At 70.0% G+C, this 17,676-nt stretch carries 14 protein-coding genes; 9 read left to right on the forward strand and 5 right to left on the reverse strand.

Going from position 1 to position 17,676, the window contains the following annotated elements:
• Nucleotides 1-132 precede the first annotated feature (132 nt).
• Nucleotides 133-1,326 carry a hypothetical protein gene (locus tag FJY74_05175; GenBank protein ID MBM3307697.1) on the forward strand — a complete coding sequence of 398 codons (1,194 nt, stop codon included), beginning with the start codon at nucleotides 133-135 and terminating at the stop codon, nucleotides 1,324-1,326.
• A gap of 121 nt (nucleotides 1,327-1,447) precedes the next feature.
• Here the strand turns inward: FJY74_05175 and FJY74_05180 are convergent, their stop codons facing one another.
• On the reverse strand, nucleotides 1,448-2,062 hold the full coding sequence (locus FJY74_05180) for a hypothetical protein (protein ID MBM3307698.1): 615 nt from the start codon (nucleotides 2,060-2,062) through the stop codon (nucleotides 1,448-1,450).
• A 254-nt stretch (nucleotides 2,063-2,316) separates the two neighbouring features.
• Between FJY74_05180 and FJY74_05185 the strand changes: the two genes are divergently transcribed.
• Nucleotides 2,317-5,427: a hypothetical protein gene (locus FJY74_05185; GenBank protein MBM3307699.1), complete on the forward strand. Its 3,111-nt coding sequence runs from the start codon at nucleotides 2,317-2,319 to the stop codon at nucleotides 5,425-5,427.
• 32 nt (nucleotides 5,428-5,459) lie between these two features.
• Entirely contained in the window at nucleotides 5,460-6,128 is a 669-nt protein-coding gene (locus tag FJY74_05190) for a hypothetical protein (protein ID MBM3307700.1), read from the forward strand.
• Between the two features lie 24 nt (nucleotides 6,129-6,152).
• Here the strand turns inward: FJY74_05190 and FJY74_05195 are convergent, their stop codons facing one another.
• A complete protein-coding gene (locus tag FJY74_05195) occupies nucleotides 6,153-7,262 on the reverse strand; it encodes a hypothetical protein (GenBank protein ID MBM3307701.1) in 1,110 nt (369 codons plus the stop codon).
• A gap of 147 nt (nucleotides 7,263-7,409) precedes the next feature.
• Nucleotides 7,410-7,670, reverse strand: coding sequence for a YHS domain-containing protein (locus FJY74_05200; GenBank protein MBM3307702.1), 261 nt, complete (start codon nucleotides 7,668-7,670; stop codon nucleotides 7,410-7,412).
• A 383-nt stretch (nucleotides 7,671-8,053) separates the two neighbouring features.
• On the opposite strand from FJY74_05200, the gene FJY74_05205 reads away from it, so the two are divergent.
• Together FJY74_05205 and FJY74_05210 are read left to right on the forward strand one after the other, a co-directional pair.
• A complete protein-coding gene (locus FJY74_05205; GenBank protein ID MBM3307703.1) occupies nucleotides 8,054-9,706 on the forward strand; it encodes a phosphoenolpyruvate carboxykinase (ATP) in 1,653 nt (550 codons plus the stop codon).
• A 36-nt stretch (nucleotides 9,707-9,742) separates the two neighbouring features.
• Nucleotides 9,743-11,539 (forward strand): TonB-dependent receptor, encoded by a 1,797-nt coding sequence (locus FJY74_05210; GenBank protein MBM3307704.1) that lies wholly within the window; start codon nucleotides 9,743-9,745, stop codon nucleotides 11,537-11,539.
• On the opposite strand, the gene FJY74_05215 is transcribed toward FJY74_05210, so the two are convergent.
• Nucleotides 11,473-11,664 carry a hypothetical protein gene (locus tag FJY74_05215; protein ID MBM3307705.1) on the reverse strand — a complete coding sequence of 64 codons (192 nt, stop codon included), beginning with the start codon at nucleotides 11,662-11,664 and terminating at the stop codon, nucleotides 11,473-11,475. The two genes, FJY74_05210 and FJY74_05215, sit on opposite strands and share 67 nt — an antisense overlap.
• Nucleotides 11,665-12,108: 444 nt before the next feature.
• Between FJY74_05215 and FJY74_05220 the strand changes: the two genes are divergently transcribed.
• Genes FJY74_05220 through FJY74_05230 form a run of 3 tightly spaced genes read left to right on the forward strand, consistent with a single transcriptional unit; the run spans nucleotide 12,109 to nucleotide 15,483 of the window.
• Nucleotides 12,109-12,729 (forward strand): hypothetical protein, encoded by a 621-nt coding sequence (locus FJY74_05220; GenBank protein MBM3307706.1) that lies wholly within the window; start codon nucleotides 12,109-12,111, stop codon nucleotides 12,727-12,729.
• A 31-nt stretch (nucleotides 12,730-12,760) separates the two neighbouring features.
• Nucleotides 12,761-14,014, forward strand: coding sequence for a right-handed parallel beta-helix repeat-containing protein (locus tag FJY74_05225; GenBank protein ID MBM3307707.1), 1,254 nt, complete (start codon nucleotides 12,761-12,763; stop codon nucleotides 14,012-14,014).
• The gene (locus tag FJY74_05230) at nucleotides 14,011-15,483 is read left to right on the forward strand and encodes a hypothetical protein (protein ID MBM3307708.1); all 1,473 of its coding nucleotides are present in this window, start codon (nucleotides 14,011-14,013) and stop codon (nucleotides 15,481-15,483) included. Before FJY74_05225 ends, FJY74_05230 begins: the two co-directional genes overlap by 4 nt.
• Nucleotides 15,484-15,604: 121 nt before the next feature.
• Here FJY74_05230 and FJY74_05235 read toward each other — a convergent pair whose 3' ends face one another.
• Nucleotides 15,605-16,435: a carboxypeptidase regulatory-like domain-containing protein gene (locus tag FJY74_05235; protein ID MBM3307709.1), complete on the reverse strand. Its 831-nt coding sequence runs from the start codon at nucleotides 16,433-16,435 to the stop codon at nucleotides 15,605-15,607.
• A gap of 281 nt (nucleotides 16,436-16,716) precedes the next feature.
• On the opposite strand from FJY74_05235, the gene FJY74_05240 reads away from it, so the two are divergent.
• Nucleotides 16,717-17,667, forward strand: coding sequence for a hypothetical protein (locus tag FJY74_05240; GenBank protein ID MBM3307710.1), 951 nt, complete (start codon nucleotides 16,717-16,719; stop codon nucleotides 17,665-17,667).
• Nucleotides 17,668-17,676 lie beyond the last annotated feature (9 nt).

The following is a 17,676-nucleotide window of genomic DNA, read 5'->3' on the forward strand; positions in this document are numbered from 1 at the left end:
GGCGCTTGTTCCCTCGGCGAGGCTCGGCTAGCATCACCGCGTCGCTCGCGAGATCCTCACGCGAGGCTCACGCGCGCCGGGTCACGGCAGCACGTTCACCGTTCGGATCCCCGGGCCAGGAAGGAGGGAGTGATGAGGTGCAGGACCGTCGTCGGTCTGCTCGCCGCATGGCTGGTGGTCCTTCAGGCCGCGCCCGCGGTGGCGGGAGTGCAGGACCTTGAGGTCGGAGGACGGTTCATCCAGGACTGGACCGTCTGGGGCGAGGTGGACGAAGCGCTCGGCGTGTCCTCGGAGGACGCCACCGAGGTTCGCAGCGCGTACGTGTCCGCGAAGGGCAGACTCGGATCGCACCTCCGGTTCAAGGCCGACTACGACGTTGCGGGCGGAGAGGTCGGCGTCAAGGACGTCTATCTTGAGGCGTTCGGGGTCCCCGGTGTCGGGCACGTGCGCGTGGGGCACTGGGTCGTGCCCGCCGGCCTCGACAACATCGTCAGCACGAAGAACCTGTCGTTCCTCGAGAGTGGCTCGTGCATGGCCTTCGCGCCCGGCAGGAACACGGGCCTCATGGTGTGGAACTCGTTCGCCGACGGCCGCGTCACGGCCGAGCTCGGCGCGTTCCGTGACGTCAACGACGTCGCCGAGGCCGAGGGGTCGGGCGAGGGTGGGAGCGTCGCGGGTCGCCTCACGGGGCTTCTGGTCAACCAGGACGGAGGCAGGAGGCTCGTGCATCTCGCGGTCTCCGGGATCGTGTGGGACCCGAAGGGCGACGCCGTCAGGTTCCGTGCGCGTCCCGAGTTGCACCAGGCGGACTACTTCGTGGACACCGGCTCGATGGACGCGGAGTCGGCTCGAATGGTCGGCCTCGAGATCGGCGGGGTCGTCGGCCCGGCGCACTTCCAGGGCGAGCACCTCATGGCGAACGTGAAGGCCCGCGAAGGGGACGGCACAGCGACCGGGCGCGCGGCGCTTCAGGACGACGCGGGCTTCTCGGGCTACTCTGTGCAGGCCGGGTACTTCCTGACCGGCGAGTCGCGCGGCTACAAGGGGACGTCGTTCGACAGGACGAAGGTGACGCGGGAACTTCTCGACGGCGGGGGATGGGGCGCGTGGGAGGTACTGGCGCGGTACTCGCGCCTCGACCTCAACGGCGAAAACGCGGGCGTGGCCGGCGGCAGAATGGACAACATCACCTTCGGCCTGAGCTGGTACCTCTCGTCCTACGCCAAGGTCATGGCCAACTACGTCATGGCCACCGTGACCGACCAGGACGGCGAGGAGGTGGGGAAGGCGACGGCGCTCGCGACGCGGATGCAGTTCGACTTCTAGCACCGCGCCGACACCTCGCGGAGGACGTCATCTACATGGTCGAGGGCGGGATCGTAAGACACCGAAGCGGCGAGTAGCTCCCGCTCTCGCCGCCCCGGCCTGGCGAAGGTCCTTCGTGGACCTACCTGAAGATCGACTTGATCACTCCCCAGGTTCCGGACTGCACCGGCGTGTTCCCGCAGTCGCAGGACGGGAAGACCCCGGTGATCTCGCCCCGCGCCTCGTGGGGCCCCGCGATGATCGCGATGCCATCCGGGCGCGACACGTAATCGCCGGGCCTCGCCTTGGAGATGAACCGGAACGCGGCACGGCCCGAGGCGTGCAGCTGGGAGCTCGTGTCGATGTAGTTGAACGCCACGACAGAGCACGCGTCCGCGAGGCGCTGGGAGTCTCCCTGGAAGAAGTGGCCCGAGTAGTAGTAGCGCGTCGTGACGCCGCCGGTCCCCGTCCCCGTGCCGCTCGTGAAGGGGAAGGCGAAGTACGACGGCTCACCGATGCAGGGGCACGAACAGAGGCCCGTGAAGAGCACCACGTGCTCGATGTGCTCGGGCTCCCACCCCGTGGTGTCCCATCCGAGGTCGATCGTGTACTCCCACCTGTCCCGGTACTCCGGGTCGTCCGGCACGACAGCCGAGCACGTGCCCCAGACCCTGACGGGGTCGGCGGCCGCCGGCGCCGCGCACAGCGAGACGCACGCCGCGGTCAGCGCCAGAACGAGCCCCACACTCGATCGCATGTGACTTACCTCCGGTCCTCCGTGGCAACGGCATACACCTACAGAGGCAGCATAGCATATTCTGTGCCGTGTGTCAATGAACGGCCGCACACAGGCGCCTGTCTGGCGGGGCTGCCGACAGAATGGGGCGGACAGCCCGCTTCGGGGGTCCGCCCAAGCATGGTAGAGTGGACAGCATGGGTGGCAGCTCGAACCGTACAGCGTCCACGGCGTTGGCAGCACGGCCACCGGCCGTCGCTCTCGCCGCGGCCCTGGTGGTCCTCGCCTGGGTCGTGGTCTCTTGCGCGGCCCCCATCCACACCACCTACCTCTGGCACATGCACCAGCCCATCTACTGGCCCGACCTCTCAGCGTGGGAGGGAAACGCCTACGAGAAGGCCTACGAGACCATCGTGCTCGGGCACTCGGAGAGCGACGAGACGGAGATCTTCTCCAAGGCCGATCGCGTGGGCGACTACCAGTGGTACCCGCGCGACGCCCTGCACTCGATCCTCGACATCCCGGACGCCGGCGCGCAGGTGAGCTTCGCCGGGAGCCTCATCGAGAACATCACGAGCCTCGCGGCCAACGGGTGGATGGGCGGGCTCTACGCGCCGAACTGGTACGCGAAGTACCGCGAGGCGCGCGGCTGGACGACCTCGGGCGGTCGCACGCGCTGCGACATCGTCCTCGTCGGGCATCACCACGCCATCAACCCGCTCATGGACGAGAACGCCTTCCGCAAGGAGATCCAGGTCCAGAAGGCGGTGCACCCGCAGGCGTGGGGCGACTCGAACTTCTCGCTCGGGTTCTTCCCGGCCGAGATGTGCTTCTCCGAGCGGCTCATCCCGGTCCTCGCGGAGGAGGGCATCGAGTGGTCCATCGTGCCCGACATCCACATCGCGAGGGCCTGCGCGAACTACCCCTACAACGCGAACCAGGACAACTGCGACCCTCCGAACCGTGCGGACCAGATCAACCCGGCGCAGCCATACTACTACGGCATCTACATCTCCCGCGGCGTCACCGTGAAGGTGCCGCCGCCGTACGGGTTCCGCCCTCACTACGCGCGCTACGTGGACCCCTCGACGGGGGAGGAGTCGCGCATCGTCGTCGTCCCGGCGGCGAACGCGCTCTCGTGGAACGAGGGGTACGGCATGTACGGCACTGGCGAGATCGACGCCATGGCGTCGTACAACGACCCCGCGCGCCCCATGCTCGTCCTCTTCGCCCACGACGGCGACAACGCCTGGTCGGGGGGGTACTCGTACTGGTACGAGAACGTCTCGTCGTTCTCGCATGCCGCCGTGGCACAGGGCTACGAGCCGACCACCGTGGCGCAGTACCTTGCCGACCATCCCGTCGAGTGGTCCGACGTCGTTCACGTCGAGGACGGCGGCTGGGTGAACGCCGACGGCGACTTCGGGAGCCCGCAGTTCATCAACTGGAACTGGCCGCTCCACGACGCGAGCGGGGCGTTCGACATCCCGAACGGGTGGGCGCTCGACGAGCGGAACTGGGCCGTTCTCACGGCCGCGCAGAACCGGGTCGAGACGGCCGAGGCCATCGCCGGCAGCGCGGCCCCGGCGAAGATCCAGAGGCCGTCGCTCGGCGCGTCGAACGCCGAGAAGGCCTGGCACTTCCTGCTCGCCGGCTACGAGAGCGGGTACATGTACTACGGCTCCGCGCTCGACTTCGAGATCAAGCCGACGCTTGCGTGCAACAACGCCGTCTCGTACGCCGACCCGGTGATCGCCGGAGGGACCGACACGGTGGCCCCGACGATCTGGGTCCCGCAGCGGCTGCCGTGGAACCCGGGTGGATACGGCGGCGGGTCGCTGTGGGGCTATCCGGGCGGGAGCGGCGCCCTCATGACGCAGGACTTCCACGTCTGGACCTTCGTGTACGACGTCTCCGGCGTGGCATCGGCGGTCCTCACGTACCGGCTCGACGACGACGGCGTGAACCCGATGTCCACCGACGTGAACGAGACCTACGCCGGTGGGCCGGGCGTCGGGCCGTGGCAGTCGGTTGCGATGGTCCGGAGGAGCTTCCCCGCCGGCAACGTCTGGGGCGACCCGGGCGTCAGCTTTACCGTGATGCCCCAGTACATCGCCGACCAGTACACGGCGCACATGACAGGCTTTGCGGACGTGCTCATTGACTACTACGTCGAGGCGACGGACTCGCTCGGCCACGTGAAGCGCTCGCCGATCCAGCACGTGTGGGTCGGAAGCGGCGGGGGCGGCTCGGACCCGTGCGTGTGGTGGGAGCCGACGGCGCCTGAGGCCGGAGGGACGCTCACCGTCTTCTACGACCTCGGCTGCCGCGGCGTGCTGCCGTCCGGGACGAACCCGACGCGCATCCACATCGGGCACAGCGGGTGGCAGGGGATCGTCTCGCCCGACCCGGCGATGACCTGGGATGCGGGCGCGGACGCGTGGAGGTACTCGTACACCGTCCCGGCGAACGCGACGTCGGTGGACTTCGTCTTCACCGACGGCGCGGGCCGCTGGGACAACAACGGCGGCGCCGACTGGCACGTGACCGTGAGCGGGGCGACGGGGCCCGGGTTCGTGATGGACGGGCAGCTCGACGCGGGCGCCGAACTCGCGGCGAGCGGGCCGAACCTGTCGCTCTACGTCGGCTTCGACGGCGCCTGGCTCTACGTCGCGACCCAGGGCGTCGCGGCGACGACGGGCCTCGACCACTTCGTGCTCGTGGACCTCGATCCGTCCGGCTCGCGGGCGGCCCCGTGGGCGAAGGCGGGCACCGTGGCGGGCTGGGACCACTTCCTCGGCAACGAGGACAACAACAACTGGTGCGGCTGGTTCAACGCGTCGGAGGCCGTGTTCAACTCGCCCTCAGCCGTCAAGGCGAGCGGAGCGTACCTCGAGGGCACGCTCGACCTCGCGGCGCTCTTCGGCGCGCTTCCGGACTCGGTGCTCGTCGCGGCGGCGGCCTACGCCTCGCCGGACGGCGGCGCGCTCGCGACGCAGGCGCCTGCGGGCGACGGCAACGGCCACGTCGAGCGGCAGGAGTACTTCGTATGGCGGCGGGTTGGCACCGGCGTAGCCGATGGCGCGCCGGAGGGGCCCCCGCGCCCGGCCGCGCCCGCGCTGCGTCAGAGCCGGCCGAACCCGACGAGGGGCACAGCCGTCGTCGGGTTCTTCCTGCCCGCACAGGCGGAGGTCGCGCTCTCCGTGTACGACGTGCGCGGGCGGCTGGTGCGCGAGCTGGCGCGCGGCCCGTTCGGGCCGGGGGAGCACGAGGTCGTCTGGGACGGCAGGGACGCGCGGGGCAGGCCCGCCGCGGCCGGGGTCTATCTCTGCAGGGCCACGGGGCCGGAGTGGAAGGCAGAGGGGAAGATCGTGCTGCTTCGCTGACGCAGCGCGAGGACATCCGGAGGAGAGACACGATGAGGCATCACATCTGCGTTACGGCGCTCGTCCTTGTGATGTGTGCGTCGGCCGCCCACGGATTCGGGTTCATGGGCGGGCCGGGGCCGGGCATCGGCCTCGGGTTCACGCCGGTCGTCGGCGCTTGGGCCGAGTACAAGACGACCTCGGCCGGCGAGGAGTCCGCGACCATCCGCTTCGCCATCGTGGGGCAGGAGGGCGACGCCTTCTGGTACGAGATGGCCACCGCGATGGGCGACGAGGGCGAGGTCATCACGAAGATGCTCGTGGAGGGCGACCCCCTGGACCAGCCGCGGATCCTCAGGATGATCATCAAGGGCGGCGGCGAGCCCGCGATGGAGCTGCCCGTCGACACGCTCCTCGCCGGCGCGGACGAGGAACAGCCGATGCCGGAGACCGCGCTCACCGAGCTGGGGGTCGAGACCGTCACCGTCCCCGCCGGCACGTTCAAGACCCGGCACGTGGGGGCCGCGCAGGACGGCGATGCCACAGGCGAGATGTGGCTTGCGTCGGAGGTCGGCCCCTACCAGGTCGTGCGGCTGGTGGCCGAGAACATGGAGATGGTCCTCGTCGCGCACGGCGACGGCGCGGCGAGCCGCATCACCGAGACGCCGGTGAAGTTCGAGATCCCGGTCTTCCCGGTTGACCTGCCGGAAGAGGGGGAGTGAGAGGCGGCCCGAGCCGGCCGTGCGTCACACCCCCGTGAACGCCCGTCCGAGGTTGACGTACCACAGCCCGAGCGCCTGGCGCGCCGCGCCGTTGCCCGCGCGGAGCCCCGTGTCGCGCCAGAACCGAATGGTCGCGGCGTTGGACTGGTACTGCAGGTCCGACTGCCACGCGTCGTCGAAGTCCCTCGCGAAGAACCACACCAGGAACCTCGCGCCGAGCATCTCGCAGTCCTCGATCACACGCTCGAGGTAGTTGAGCTGGGTCTCCTCATCGGCGGCGATGCTGTACCACGCCGGCGGGCCCACGGGCTCCGCCGGCCATCCGGTCTCCGCGACGGCGAACGGCTTCGCCGGCGCGAGCGCCGACAGGGCCGAGAAGTAGTCGCCGCGCAGGAAACGCGGGTTCTCGAGCGGCGCGGTGAATGGGTAGCCGGAGACGGCTACCATGTCCGTCCACGGCAGCACCGCCGCGATGGCGTTGGCCTGAATGCCCGGCGAGGCGTGGTAGGTGTCCGCCTGGAGCGTGAGGAACACCGGCAGGTCGGGGTGGCCCGCCTTGAGGTTCTGGTAGACCTCGGAGACGAGCGTGACGAACGCGCTCCACTTCTGCGGCGCGAGCGCGGCGAGCACGTTTGCCTCGATGCCGCAGGCGAAGTAGTCGGGGTCGAAGCGGTCGATCATGTCCTCGCAGTACGCCGTGAACGCCGTGATGACCTCGGGGGCGTCGAACGCGTACGAGCTCCAGGGGGCGGGGAGCGGCTCGTTCGCCGCGCCTCCGCGACGGAGCGCGAGGCCGTCACGGGAAGGCGAGAGGGGCGTCACCGCGACGTAGACGACGTGGGAGGACAGAAGCTGCGAGGCGGCGAAGGCCAGATCGCTCTCGAAGCCGGCCGCGTAGGGCGTCCCGTCGAGCGCCTCCTGCCACGGCACGCCGCCGTCGAAGTGCAGCACGATGAGATCGCCGTCGCCATGGATGGTGCTCCAGGTGTCGTAGACGGCCTGCGTCGTGAAGGCGTACGGGAAGTCCGAGAATCCCATGGCGTACGTGCGAGCGGGACCGGACGGCCCCAGGACCGAGCAGGACGCACACAGGACCATCGCCCCGAGCGCGAGCAGCGGCTTGAGAGCCCTCATGGCGCCCTCCCTTCGCAGGCCCATCGTAGCATCACGATCTTCTCCGCCACAACCGCCGCATCAACCGCGCACTGCCATCCCGGGAGCAACAACGGGGCGGCGATGGCGCCGCCCCGTTGTGCTGTTCTCGCGCGTGACTCTGCTTCGTTACTGCGTGGCCGTCTCGCCCTCTGCCGCCGGCGGCGTCACGTACGTCGTCGGGGCCGCCGTGAACTTGTCGCGGCACTCGGCGCAGCAGAAGTCGTAGGTCTTGCCCTCGTACTCCGCGGTGAACTCGCCGGGCGTTGCGACGGACGCGCCGCACACGGGGCAGGTCAACGCCACCTGCTCTGTCGCGGGGGCCTCGGTCTCGGTCACGGGCTGCTGCTCGGTCGCAGGCGTCTCCTGCTTCTGCTGGCAGCCGGGCATGCACACGAGCGCAACCGCAAACACGACGAGAACCGCCCCGATGGTCCTGTTCCTCACCACCTACTCACCTCCTCAAGAGTCCTGTGAGCACGCGGTCCTGAACGCGTTTCTCACGCTTGCGGCATCGGTGTCGCGCTGAACGACGCCGTCAGGTGCGCCGAACTGTTGCGCGGCAGAATACCGTGAGTGTGCCGGAATGCGCAAGGGGAATGTTGGGCGGCGGGCAACCATGAAGGGACTCGGCACCGATTATGATGCACAGTCACGAAATCGGGAGCGGAAATCGGCCCTGTTGCGGGTTTACACGGCCTCCGGCGGCCCTTATCATGGCCGGCAGCGCGTTTGCTGAGCGACCGGCCACAGCGATCATCCGGGGGGAACCGATGTCCTTGGAGCGGAGACTGACCGAGCTTCTCAGAGCCCACGGGGGCGTCCGACGGAACATGCCGCGCGAGCGGATGATCCGCGAGGCCGTCGCGAACCGGGAGGCCATCCCGGCGGCGTGCGGAGCGCTCGCGACGTGGACGCCGCCGGAGTCCACGGGGCGGAGTCCCAAGGACACCTACATGGTCCGCCGTCCTGAGAGCGAAGCGACCATCGACTGGACGAGCGCGAACAACATCCCGATGGAGCCCTCCACGTTCGACATGCTCGTGGACGACGCGCTTGCCGCGCTTGCTGACGCGGACCGCGTCTACGTCACCGAGCGCGTCGTCGGCGCCGACCCCGCCTACGCCCTTCCCGTGCACGTCGTGGGAGACTTCGCGCTCACGGCGCTCTTCGTGGACAACATGTTCCGGCCTTGGTCGGAGGAGATCGTCGCGCGCAGCGCGTTCCGCGACAGGCACTTCACGCTCCTCGTCCTTCCGTACCGCAAGCTGGACCCTGCGCGCTACGAGGGGAGGCTCAGAGTCGACCCGAGGCTCGGTCACACCTCCACGCTGGCCGTGGCCATGGACTTCGATCGCAGGATCGGCGTTGTCTGTGGCTCGGCGTACTGCGGCAGCGTGAAGAAGCTCATCTTCACGGTGATGAACTACATGCTGCCCGCGGAGGGCATCCTCCCCATCCACTGCAGCGCGAACGAGGGGCCGAAGGGCGACTGCGCGCTTCTCCTGGGGCTCTCGGGCACGGGGAAGACCACGCTCTCCGCGGACCCGTCGCGGGCGCTTCTTGGCGACGACGAGCACGGGTGGAGCGACAACGGCATCGCCAACTTCGAGTTCGGGTGCTACGCGAAGCTCATCAACCTGAACCCGGACAAGGAGCCCGAGATCTACCGCGCGTGCTTCCACGAGGCCCCGGTCGAGAGACACGGTGCGATCATTGAGAACGCCATGATGTACCCGGACGGGAGATTCGACCTCCACGACGAGCGGCTGACGCCGAACTCGAGGGGGTCGTACCCGCTGTCGTATCTCACGAACACGAAGGCCTCGAGCACGTCGTCGCACCCGAGGACGATCCTCTTCCTCACGGCCGACGCGAACGGCGTGCTGCCCCCGATCGCGCGGTTGTCGCGCGAGCAGGCGATGCTCTGGTTCCTCATGGGCTACACGAGCAAGCTCGCCGGGACCGAGACGGGCATCGTGGACCCCGTGAGCACGTTCTCGCGGTTCTTCGGATCGCCGTTCATGCCGAGGAACCCCGACGTGTACGCCACCATGCTCGGCCAGCGGATGGACAGGCACGGAGCGACGGTCTATCTCGTGAACACCGGGTGGACCGGCGGGCCGTTCGGGGTCGGGAAGCGGTTCGACATCAACCTCACGCGGCGGATGGTGAGCGCGGCGCTCTCCGGTGAGCTTGCGTCGGCGGAGTACGAGTGCGACCCGTTCTTCAAGGTGGGCGTGCCGACGTCGTGCCCGGGCATCGAGGGTCCATCGGTGTTGCGCCCGTCGAACACCTGGGCGGACCCGAAGGCGTACGAGGAACGTGCGAGGAAGCTCGCGGGCGAGTTCGCGGGGAGCTACACGAAGGCGTACGGCGACAAGGGCATCGATGCTGCCGTGGCGGCTGAGTGCCCCGGCCGGTGAGTGCGCACGGTCGTCGGAGTTCGGGAGGAGGACGACATGGGGTTCCGCGCGTTGATCCTGGCGGTCGGGCTCTGGTGCGCAGCCGTCGCGCTCGGCGTCGCGCCGGTTGCGGCCGGTGATGTCCCCGTTGACACGCTCGAGCCTGAGGCGGCGGCGCCCGGGCCCGCCGAGTACCTGATGAGCGAGGTCCTCGTCGTGGCGGACCGTCCGGAGCGGTTCGACGCGTTCGGGCCCGGCGCGGTCGTCGCCGAGGGCGCGCGCGTGAGCCGCTCGCTCGCGCTCGCGGAGCACGCCGCGGTCGGCGACTACGGGACGAGCGCGTTCCCCTCGTTCCGGGGGCTGCCCGCCGAGCACGTCGCGATCGAGTACGACGGCGTTCCCCTCAACAGCGTCCAGAACGGGACGTTCGACCTCGCGCTCCTGGACCTCCTCGGCGGGGAGGCGACCGTGGCGCGCGGGCCGTTCGCGTGGCTCGGAGCGTCGGGGGCGTCGCAGGCCGCCATCGCGGTGGCGCCGAGCGCGCCGTCGGGGGTCTCGCTGGCCGCGTCCGCGGGCGGGAACGGGGGCGCGGTGGCCATGGGCGTGGGCGGCGCGGGATGGAGCGCGTCGCTCTCGGCGCTCGGCGAGGACCTGCCCCGCGACGGGGCGAGCCTCACGGGCTGGTCGTGCCGCGCGACGGCGGCCACGGTCGCGGGCGAGCTGGGCGTGACCTACCTCGACGCGCGACGCGGGCTCCCGGGGGCGGCCGACGCGCCGTGGTCTGCGGGCGTCCTCGACGACGAGATCGTCCTGGCGAGGTTCCGCCTTCGGGAGATCGGCCGGGCGCGTCCGACGGTCTACGCGACGCGGCACGAGCAGCGCTACGAGGACTCGTTCTCATCGCCGACGCACGTCGTGTCGTCCGCGGGCGCGGTGCTCGCCGCGGACATCACGCCCGAGGGCCCTGTGCGGTCGCTCGTGGCCGCCTCGTACGACGTGAGCAGGCTCGACAGCCACGATCCGTGGAACGCGGACATCGGGCGCCGGTCGCGGGGGAGCGGCAGCGTGGTCGCGCGCGCGGCGGCGGGGCGGAGCGTCCTCCGGTGCGCGGCGCAGTGCGGACTTGCGCACACGACCGACTTCGGCGCGGCCGGCTCCGGCGCGCTCGGGATCGCGGCCGTGGGGCGACAGGCGCGCGCGTGGGCGTCGGTCGGCACCGCGTACCGCCCGCCGACGATGAACGAGCTCCACTGGCCCGCCGACCCGTGGACCGAGGGGAACCCGGACCTCAGCCCCGAGCGCGTCGTCACGGTCGAGGCCGGGGGCCGCGCGACCGCGGGCTCCGTGGGCGTCGGGATCACGGCCTACCGGTCGAGCGCGAGCGACCTCATTGTCTGGAGCGAGTCCGGGGGCGTCTGGCGGCCGGAGAACGTCGGGGAGGCCGCGCTCTCGGGCGTCGAGTTCGACGCGTCGGCGCGGCTCGGGCCGCTCACGCTCTCGTACGCGGCGGACCTCGCGTCGGCCCGGGACGAGGGGTCCGGGCTCGATCTTCCATACCGCCCCCGCGCGCAGCACACGCTCGCGGCGGAGGCGGGCGTGGGGCGGGCGCGTCTTGAGGCGCGCCTCAGGCGCTCGGGCGAGGTCTTCACGGACGCGGCGAACACGCAGACGCTCGCCGGCCACACCGTGGTGGACGCGGCCGTCGAACTCGCTCTGCCGATCGAGGGCCTGAGCATGAGCGTCGAGGGCTGGAACCTCTTCGACGAGCGCTACGAGACGCGCCGGGGCTACGAGCTCTCGGGGCGCGTTCTGCGCGCGGCGCTTCTCATCACGCAGTCGCAGAAGCCGTGGTAGATGGCGCAGATGCCCCCGAAGAGCGTGATGAACCCCCAGAAGAGCGGCCGCCCGAAGACGTGCGCCGGGACAGGCTTGGAGTAGGGCAGCAGGTACACCCCCCAGGTGATGAGATACGCCCCCATCACGACCAGCGCGTGCCCGAGCACGATGGTCGCCGTGCGCCCTCCGCGCCAGCCGAGATACGTGAGCGCGCAGCCGCTGAGGAGCGGCACGAGCGTGTGGGCGGATCGCGAGGCGACGGCGCCCCACGCTCCGAACGCGATGAGCGCAAGGCCCAGGATGAACGTGACGGGTCCGCTGATGCGTCTCGATGCAGGCATGTTCGTCCTCCCCGGCGCGCAGCGCACCGATCCTCGGGTGCTCGGTTACGGTTGCGGAGGAGCATCGGCCCCGGCCCCGCCGTGTGTCAAGGGGCATCCGGCAGCCTGCCGGATGCCCTTTTTCGATTGCCACGAAGGACGCAGTCGAGTACAGGTATGGGCGCCGGAAGGACCCGGCGCCGGCGCGTTGAGCGGAGGTGCCCGCGCCGGCCGCGTTGATGTCACCTTTCGCAAGGGAGGTCTGGGATGTCCGCAACAAGGCTGTTCGCTCTTGCCGCAGCGACGCTGCTCTGTGGCCTGGTCTTCGCCGGGTGCGGCGGCACCAGGGTCGCCAACGTGGATCCGAGCACCGAGGGCTACATCACGGGCCGCTGGAATGACTCCGACGCGCGCGCCGTCGCGGACGACCTCATCCCGCAGTGCCTGAACGGGGCGTGGCTCCCCGAGTTCCACGGGCAGCAGGGCGAGACGCGTCCGAGGATCGTGCTTGGCGACATCGAGAACAACACGAGCGAGCACATCAACAAGGACGTCTTCATGAACGAGCTCCAGCGCGTGCTGCTCGCGTCGGGCCGCATCCGGTTCGTGGCCGACCCCGACGTGCGCTCGGCGCTCATGGACGAGGTCGAGTGGCAGCGCCGCATGGCGCGCGGCGAGGGCGTCGCTCCGGACGTGGACCGGGGGGTGAGCGGCGCGGACTTCATGCTCATGGGGACGGTGAGCTCGATCGTGGACCAGGCCGGGAAGAAGGCCATCGTCTTCTACCAGGTGGATCTGTGGCTGACGGACCTGCGCTCGTGGGAGAAGGTCTGGTACGGCACGGCGCAGCGCAAGCACCTGGTCGAGGGCGCGAAGACGAGGTTCTAGCAGTGCACGGACGATCGGGGAGGGATGCGCAGTGAGGACGATCATCGTGCTCGGGGCGTTGTGCCTTGCCGTCGCGTCGCCCTGCGGCGCGGCGACGCACTTCGTCAACCCCGAGGGAACGGGCGACTTCCCCACGATCCAGGCCGCCGTGGACGCGGCCGCGGTCGGCGACACGATCCGGCTGGCCGAGGGCACGTACACGGGCGACCGCAACCGGGACATCGACTTCGGCGGGAAGGACCTCGTCCTGGATTCGGAGGCGCAGTTCGCGCTCACGTGCGAGATCGACTGCGAGGGGAGCATCGCGGACCCGCACCGCGGGTTCCACTTCCACTCGGGGGAGACGAGGGCGGCGCAGGTTCGGAACATCATGATCAGGAACGGGTACGATCATGACACCGTGACCCACCTCCACGGAGGCGGGGGGCTCCGCATCGATGGAGCGTCGCCGACCATCTCCGGCTGCTACGTCGTGAGCTGCGTCGTGAGCGGAGGGGCTGGCCTCGGAGGCGGCGTGAGCATCGTGGGCGGCGCCAGTCCGCTCCTGGAGTCGTGCGTCATCGCGTTCTGCGACGTCGAGGGGTACGGGGCGGGCGTGGGCGTCTACTCGTCCAGGCCCTCGATCGTGGGATGCCACTTCGCCGGGAACACGACCGAGGGCGTGGGCGGCGGCCTGTACGCGCAGAACGCGTTTGACATGGAGCTGGAGGACTGCCTCTTCGGCGCCAATGTCGCCGGCGTGGGGGGAGGCGCCCGGATCGGTGGATCCGGGGGCGTGGTGGTCGAGCGGTGCCGCTTCGAGGCGAACGAGGCGACGTTCGCCGGTCGCGGCGACGGCGGGGGAGGCGTGCTTCTCGACAGCGCGATCCTCCTGAACTGCACCGTCGTCGGGAACTCGGCAACCGGCATCGGCGGCGGCGTCCTCTGCAAGTTCTCCGACAGCGCGACGCTCACGAACTGCATCGTCGCGGGCAACACCGGAGGCGCCGGCGTGGCCTGCTACGCGCCCACGGACGTCATGACCCTGAGTTGCTGCGACGTATGGGACAACGTCGGCGGGAACTACGGCGCCAACATGACGGACCAGACCGGCGTCAGCGGCAACATCTCGACCGACCCGCTCTTCTGCGACGCGGCGCTGTCCGTCTACACGCTCGACGCGGCGTCGCCGTGTGCGCCCGCGAACAACTCGTGCGGTGTGTACATGGGTTCGGAGATCGTGGGGTGCGACAGCCCGGTGACGCACGCGACGTGGGGCGCCGTGAAGGCGCTCTTCAAGAGGTGACGGCGAAGGGGATCCACGTGCGCTTTCGAGCGGCGGGGGCGGTGAGGGCCGCGGCGTCGGCGGCCGCCATCGCCCTCGCCGCGCTTCTGGGCGGCTGCGCTCAGCACGCGCGCGTCATCTGCGAGCCGCTCGCGCGCGCCTACGCCGACGACGCGCGGGGCGCCGTCAAGGCGCTCGACCGCACGGCCGTCGCCAGGTCCTCCCGCGACGCCTTCCTCTATCACGCCATGCGGGGCCAGTTCCTCCAGATGGCGGGCGACCTCTCCGCCAGCAACGCCGCGTTCGATGCCGCCGCGGCCGCCTCCGACGCGCTTGAGCCGTGGAGCGTGTCCGAGACCCTCACCGACTACACGGTCAACGAGGCCGTGAAGCCGTACGCGGGCGAGGACTACGAGCGGGCGTACCTGCACTACTACATGGCCCGGAACTACCTCTCGCTCGGGAACATGGAGGGTGCTCTGGTCGAGCTGCGGCGCCTGGACGAGGTCTTCCGGAAGCTCGACGCCAGGTACGAGGACGACCGGCGCTACCAGGACGACGGGTTCATCCGGTACCTCTCGGGTCTCATCTACGAGTCGGTCGGGAAGCTCGACGACGCGCGCGTGGACTATCGGCTCGCGGTGGCCGCGTACGAGGGCGGGGGAGGGCTCTCGCTCGGGGTCGCGCCCCCCGCCGGCCTCGTGCGGTCCCTCGAGGCCCTCGAGGCCCGCGAGCGGCCCGACACGGAGATCGTCGTCGTCGTCGAGAGCGGCTGGGCGCCCTACAAGCGCGAGGCGTCCGTCGAGGTTCCCATCTACGCGCCGCTCGTGCCCGAGGACTTTCGCGGCGCGTCCGGCCTCGCGGCCCTCGTGAAGATCGCCTTTCCCGAGTATGTGAGCGTGGCGGCTGGCGGGGGAGGCTACGCGGCGTCCGCGGCCGCCGCCCCGCGAGCTGGCGAAGGCGGACCGGGTGCGCAGGACCGCCGCGCCGGTCCCGGGAGCCCCGTGCCACCCGCGGCCGATGCCGAACTCGCCCAGGACCTCGACGCGCTCGCCCGAGAAGTGCTGGACCGCCGGCTCCCGGCGCTTCAGCTCCGCTCGACGATGAGGGCGACCGCCAAGCAGGTGGCCCTCATGAAGGCCAAGCACGACAGGGAGGAGAAGCGGCGGACGCAGGCCGACGACGACCGCGGCGGGTTCTGGTCGTGGGCGCTGCGCGCCGTGCTCGAGGACGTCGCGACGGTCGCGGTCGCGGAGACCGAGCAGGCCGACACGCGGAGCTGGATCACGCTGCCGGCGACGATCTGGATCGCGCGCATCCCGGTCGAGCCGGGCGAGTATGAGGTCGCGGTGCTCGGGGCGGGGGCGCACGGCGGGTCCGGCAGGAGCGCGCCTCTTCCGCTCGGCCGCGTGACCGTCGCGCCGGGAGGAAAGGCGTTCAGGTTCTGCCGCGTGTTCGGAGGCCCGCATCCGGTGAAGTGCCGCAGGTAGCAGCGTCCTCGCGGCGGTCGCGCGGCCGCCGCACCGCCGGCAACCCATGGTCCCCCGAAACAACAGGGCCGCCCGATGAGGGCGGCCCTGCTCGTTCACCGTGCTGCTGGTGCGGCGCCTCCTACTTGGCGACCTCGACCTCACCCGCGAGCATGACCGGCATCGAGGAGCTGTACGTGTTCACGAGCGTCCACGCGCCCGTATTGCAGTTGAGGCGCCCCACGTACCAGTACCAGCCGGTGGACGCCGTGCCCTGCGGCGCGTTGATCGTTCGCACGAGCGTGTTGCCGCGGTAGATGCGGACCTGCGCCCCCGACTCGGGGATGGACAGCTGGCCCGAGTAGTGTCTCACGGCGTAGACGTACTCGCCGGGATAGAAGTCCTCCGTCCGGTTGTCTACTCCGTGCTTGCGGACGGTGATGGTCTCGGGGCCGTAGCTCGTCACGTCGTCCACGTCGAGCTGCGCGTACGGCGGACCCACCAGGCTGCCGGAGTTGGCGTAGTAGACATGCCAGTAGCCATCACCGCTCGGCACCCACAGGTGCGAATCGAGGTCGGCAGGGTGCTCGCCCCAGCTCAGGATGAAGCGCCAGTCGTCGAACTCCGACTCGGGCACCAGTGCGAAGTCCTGCTCCGTCGTGTCGCTGATCGCTACGACCGTCTCGAGCGGAATGTACCCGTCGGCGCTGATCTCGACGACCACCTCGCCGCACGGCGTGTTGCGCACGAAGAACCAGCCGCTTTCGTTCGTCGTGCCGTTCGCGCTGCCGGCCTCGACGAGGGCATTGGCGACACCGTAGCCGGTCATGGCGTCGAGCACGTAGCCCGTGAGCGTGCAGTCGCCGGTTTCCTCCTTGTCGAAGTCCGGGCACTCCTCGCACCCGGCAAGGAAGCACAGGGCGATGATGCCGATGACGGCGACAGGCACCGCGTGCCTGAAGCGGTTCCTCATGGGGGCCTCCCTCCTCTGGTTCGCCCGGCGCGTGGCCGGGGCCCGATGGCGTCTTCTGGTTGCCTCCTGGCAGTGTACGGACACCGGGGGAGGGTAGCCCGTCGGGCGTGGGGCTGTCAAGGCAAGAACTGGGCTGGGGGATTGAGATTGCCCCCCCGCTTTGGCCTCTGCTAGACTCGTCCGACACGGCGCCGCGCGGGTCGGGGACGGCCGGGAAGCGCGGGCCACACGTTGATGGAAGCCGACCTCCAGGCGGAGTCACAGCCCGAAAGGAGTCCTGCATGAAGCTCGCCGACGCGCGGAAGCTCATGGAGAAGCACGGCATTCCCGGGGCCGACGCCCGCGACCTTCCCACCAGCACGAAGCGCTTCCCGGACGGCGCCTGGTACCGCATGGAGATCTCGGGCATCGAGCGGCCGAACGTGCTCGAGGCCGCCATTGACGAGATGAACAAGCGGAAGGTGCCGCTCCACCGGATGATCTCCGTCGTCATGGGAGCCACCTACCTCACGAAGCAGGAACTCCGCGACTTCGCGCAGATGGCCGCGGCGGCGAAGCTCGAGGTCATCATGACGCCGGGTCCCCGCACGCCGTGGTACACGGGCCGCCAGGTCGCCACGCCAGAGGGCGCGCTGTCGGGTCTTCGCTTCCGCGGTTCGGATGCGCTCTCGCACGTGATCGACGAGATCCTCACGCTCATCGACATCGGCTTCCGCGGGTTCCTCGCCATCGACGAGGGCGAGCTGTGGCTCCTGAACGAGATGAAGAAGGCGGGGGAGATCCCGGCCGACGTCACCTTCAAGGTCTCGGTGTACGCGGGGCACGGCAACGCCGCCGGCGCGAAGGTGCTCGAGATGCTCGGCGCCGGCACGTTCAACCCGGTCGCCGACCTCACGCTCGATCAGTACGCCTCCATCCGGAAGGTTGTGAGCCTCCCGCTCGACATGCACATCCTCCTCACCGAGTCGTTCGGCGGGTTCACGCGGTTCTACGATGCGCCCGAGGTGGCGAGGACGCTCGCGCCGGTGTACTTCAAGATCGAGCCGGGCCCGGCGTGCGCCGCGACCGGCGCCGCGCTCTACAAGCCGTGGGTGAGCCCCGTGATGCTCGCCGAGTGGGCGCGCGAGAAGGTGAAGTACGCGCAGATCATCCACGAGATGATCCAGGAGAACTTCCCCGAGGCGACGATCTCGCAGGTCGGCGCGAAGGGGCTCGCGATCCCGAAGCCGTAGGGGGCCACA

It is taken from the genome of Candidatus Effluviviaceae Genus I sp., assembly GCA_016867725.1.
Taxonomy (GTDB): Bacteria; Joyebacterota; Joyebacteria; order Joyebacterales; family Joyebacteraceae; genus VGIX01.

Bases quoted from the DNA above. Each gene is read 5' to 3' on its own strand.
- FJY74_05175 (MBM3307697.1), top strand. From the start codon at position 133: ATGAGGTGCAGGACCGTCGTCGGTCTGCTCGCCGCATGGCTGGTGGTC.
- FJY74_05180 (MBM3307698.1), bottom strand. From the start codon at position 2,062: ATGCGATCGAGTGTGGGGCTCGTTCTGGCGCTGACCGCGGCGTGCGTC.
- FJY74_05190 (MBM3307700.1), top strand. From the start codon at position 5,460: ATGAGGCATCACATCTGCGTTACGGCGCTCGTCCTTGTGATGTGTGCG.
- FJY74_05195 (MBM3307701.1), bottom strand. From the start codon at position 7,262: ATGAGGGCTCTCAAGCCGCTGCTCGCGCTCGGGGCGATGGTCCTGTGT.
- FJY74_05200 (MBM3307702.1), bottom strand. From the start codon at position 7,670: ATGCCCGGCTGCCAGCAGAAGCAGGAGACGCCTGCGACCGAGCAGCAG.
- FJY74_05205 (MBM3307703.1), top strand. From the start codon at position 8,054: ATGTCCTTGGAGCGGAGACTGACCGAGCTTCTCAGAGCCCACGGGGGC.
- FJY74_05210 (MBM3307704.1), top strand. From the start codon at position 9,743: ATGGGGTTCCGCGCGTTGATCCTGGCGGTCGGGCTCTGGTGCGCAGCC.
- FJY74_05215 (MBM3307705.1), bottom strand. From the start codon at position 11,664: ATGGGGGCGTATCTCATCACCTGGGGGGTGTACCTGCTGCCCTACTCC.
- FJY74_05220 (MBM3307706.1), top strand. From the start codon at position 12,109: ATGTCCGCAACAAGGCTGTTCGCTCTTGCCGCAGCGACGCTGCTCTGT.
- FJY74_05235 (MBM3307709.1), bottom strand. From the start codon at position 16,435: ATGAGGAACCGCTTCAGGCACGCGGTGCCTGTCGCCGTCATCGGCATC.
- FJY74_05240 (MBM3307710.1), top strand. From the start codon at position 16,717: ATGAAGCTCGCCGACGCGCGGAAGCTCATGGAGAAGCACGGCATTCCC.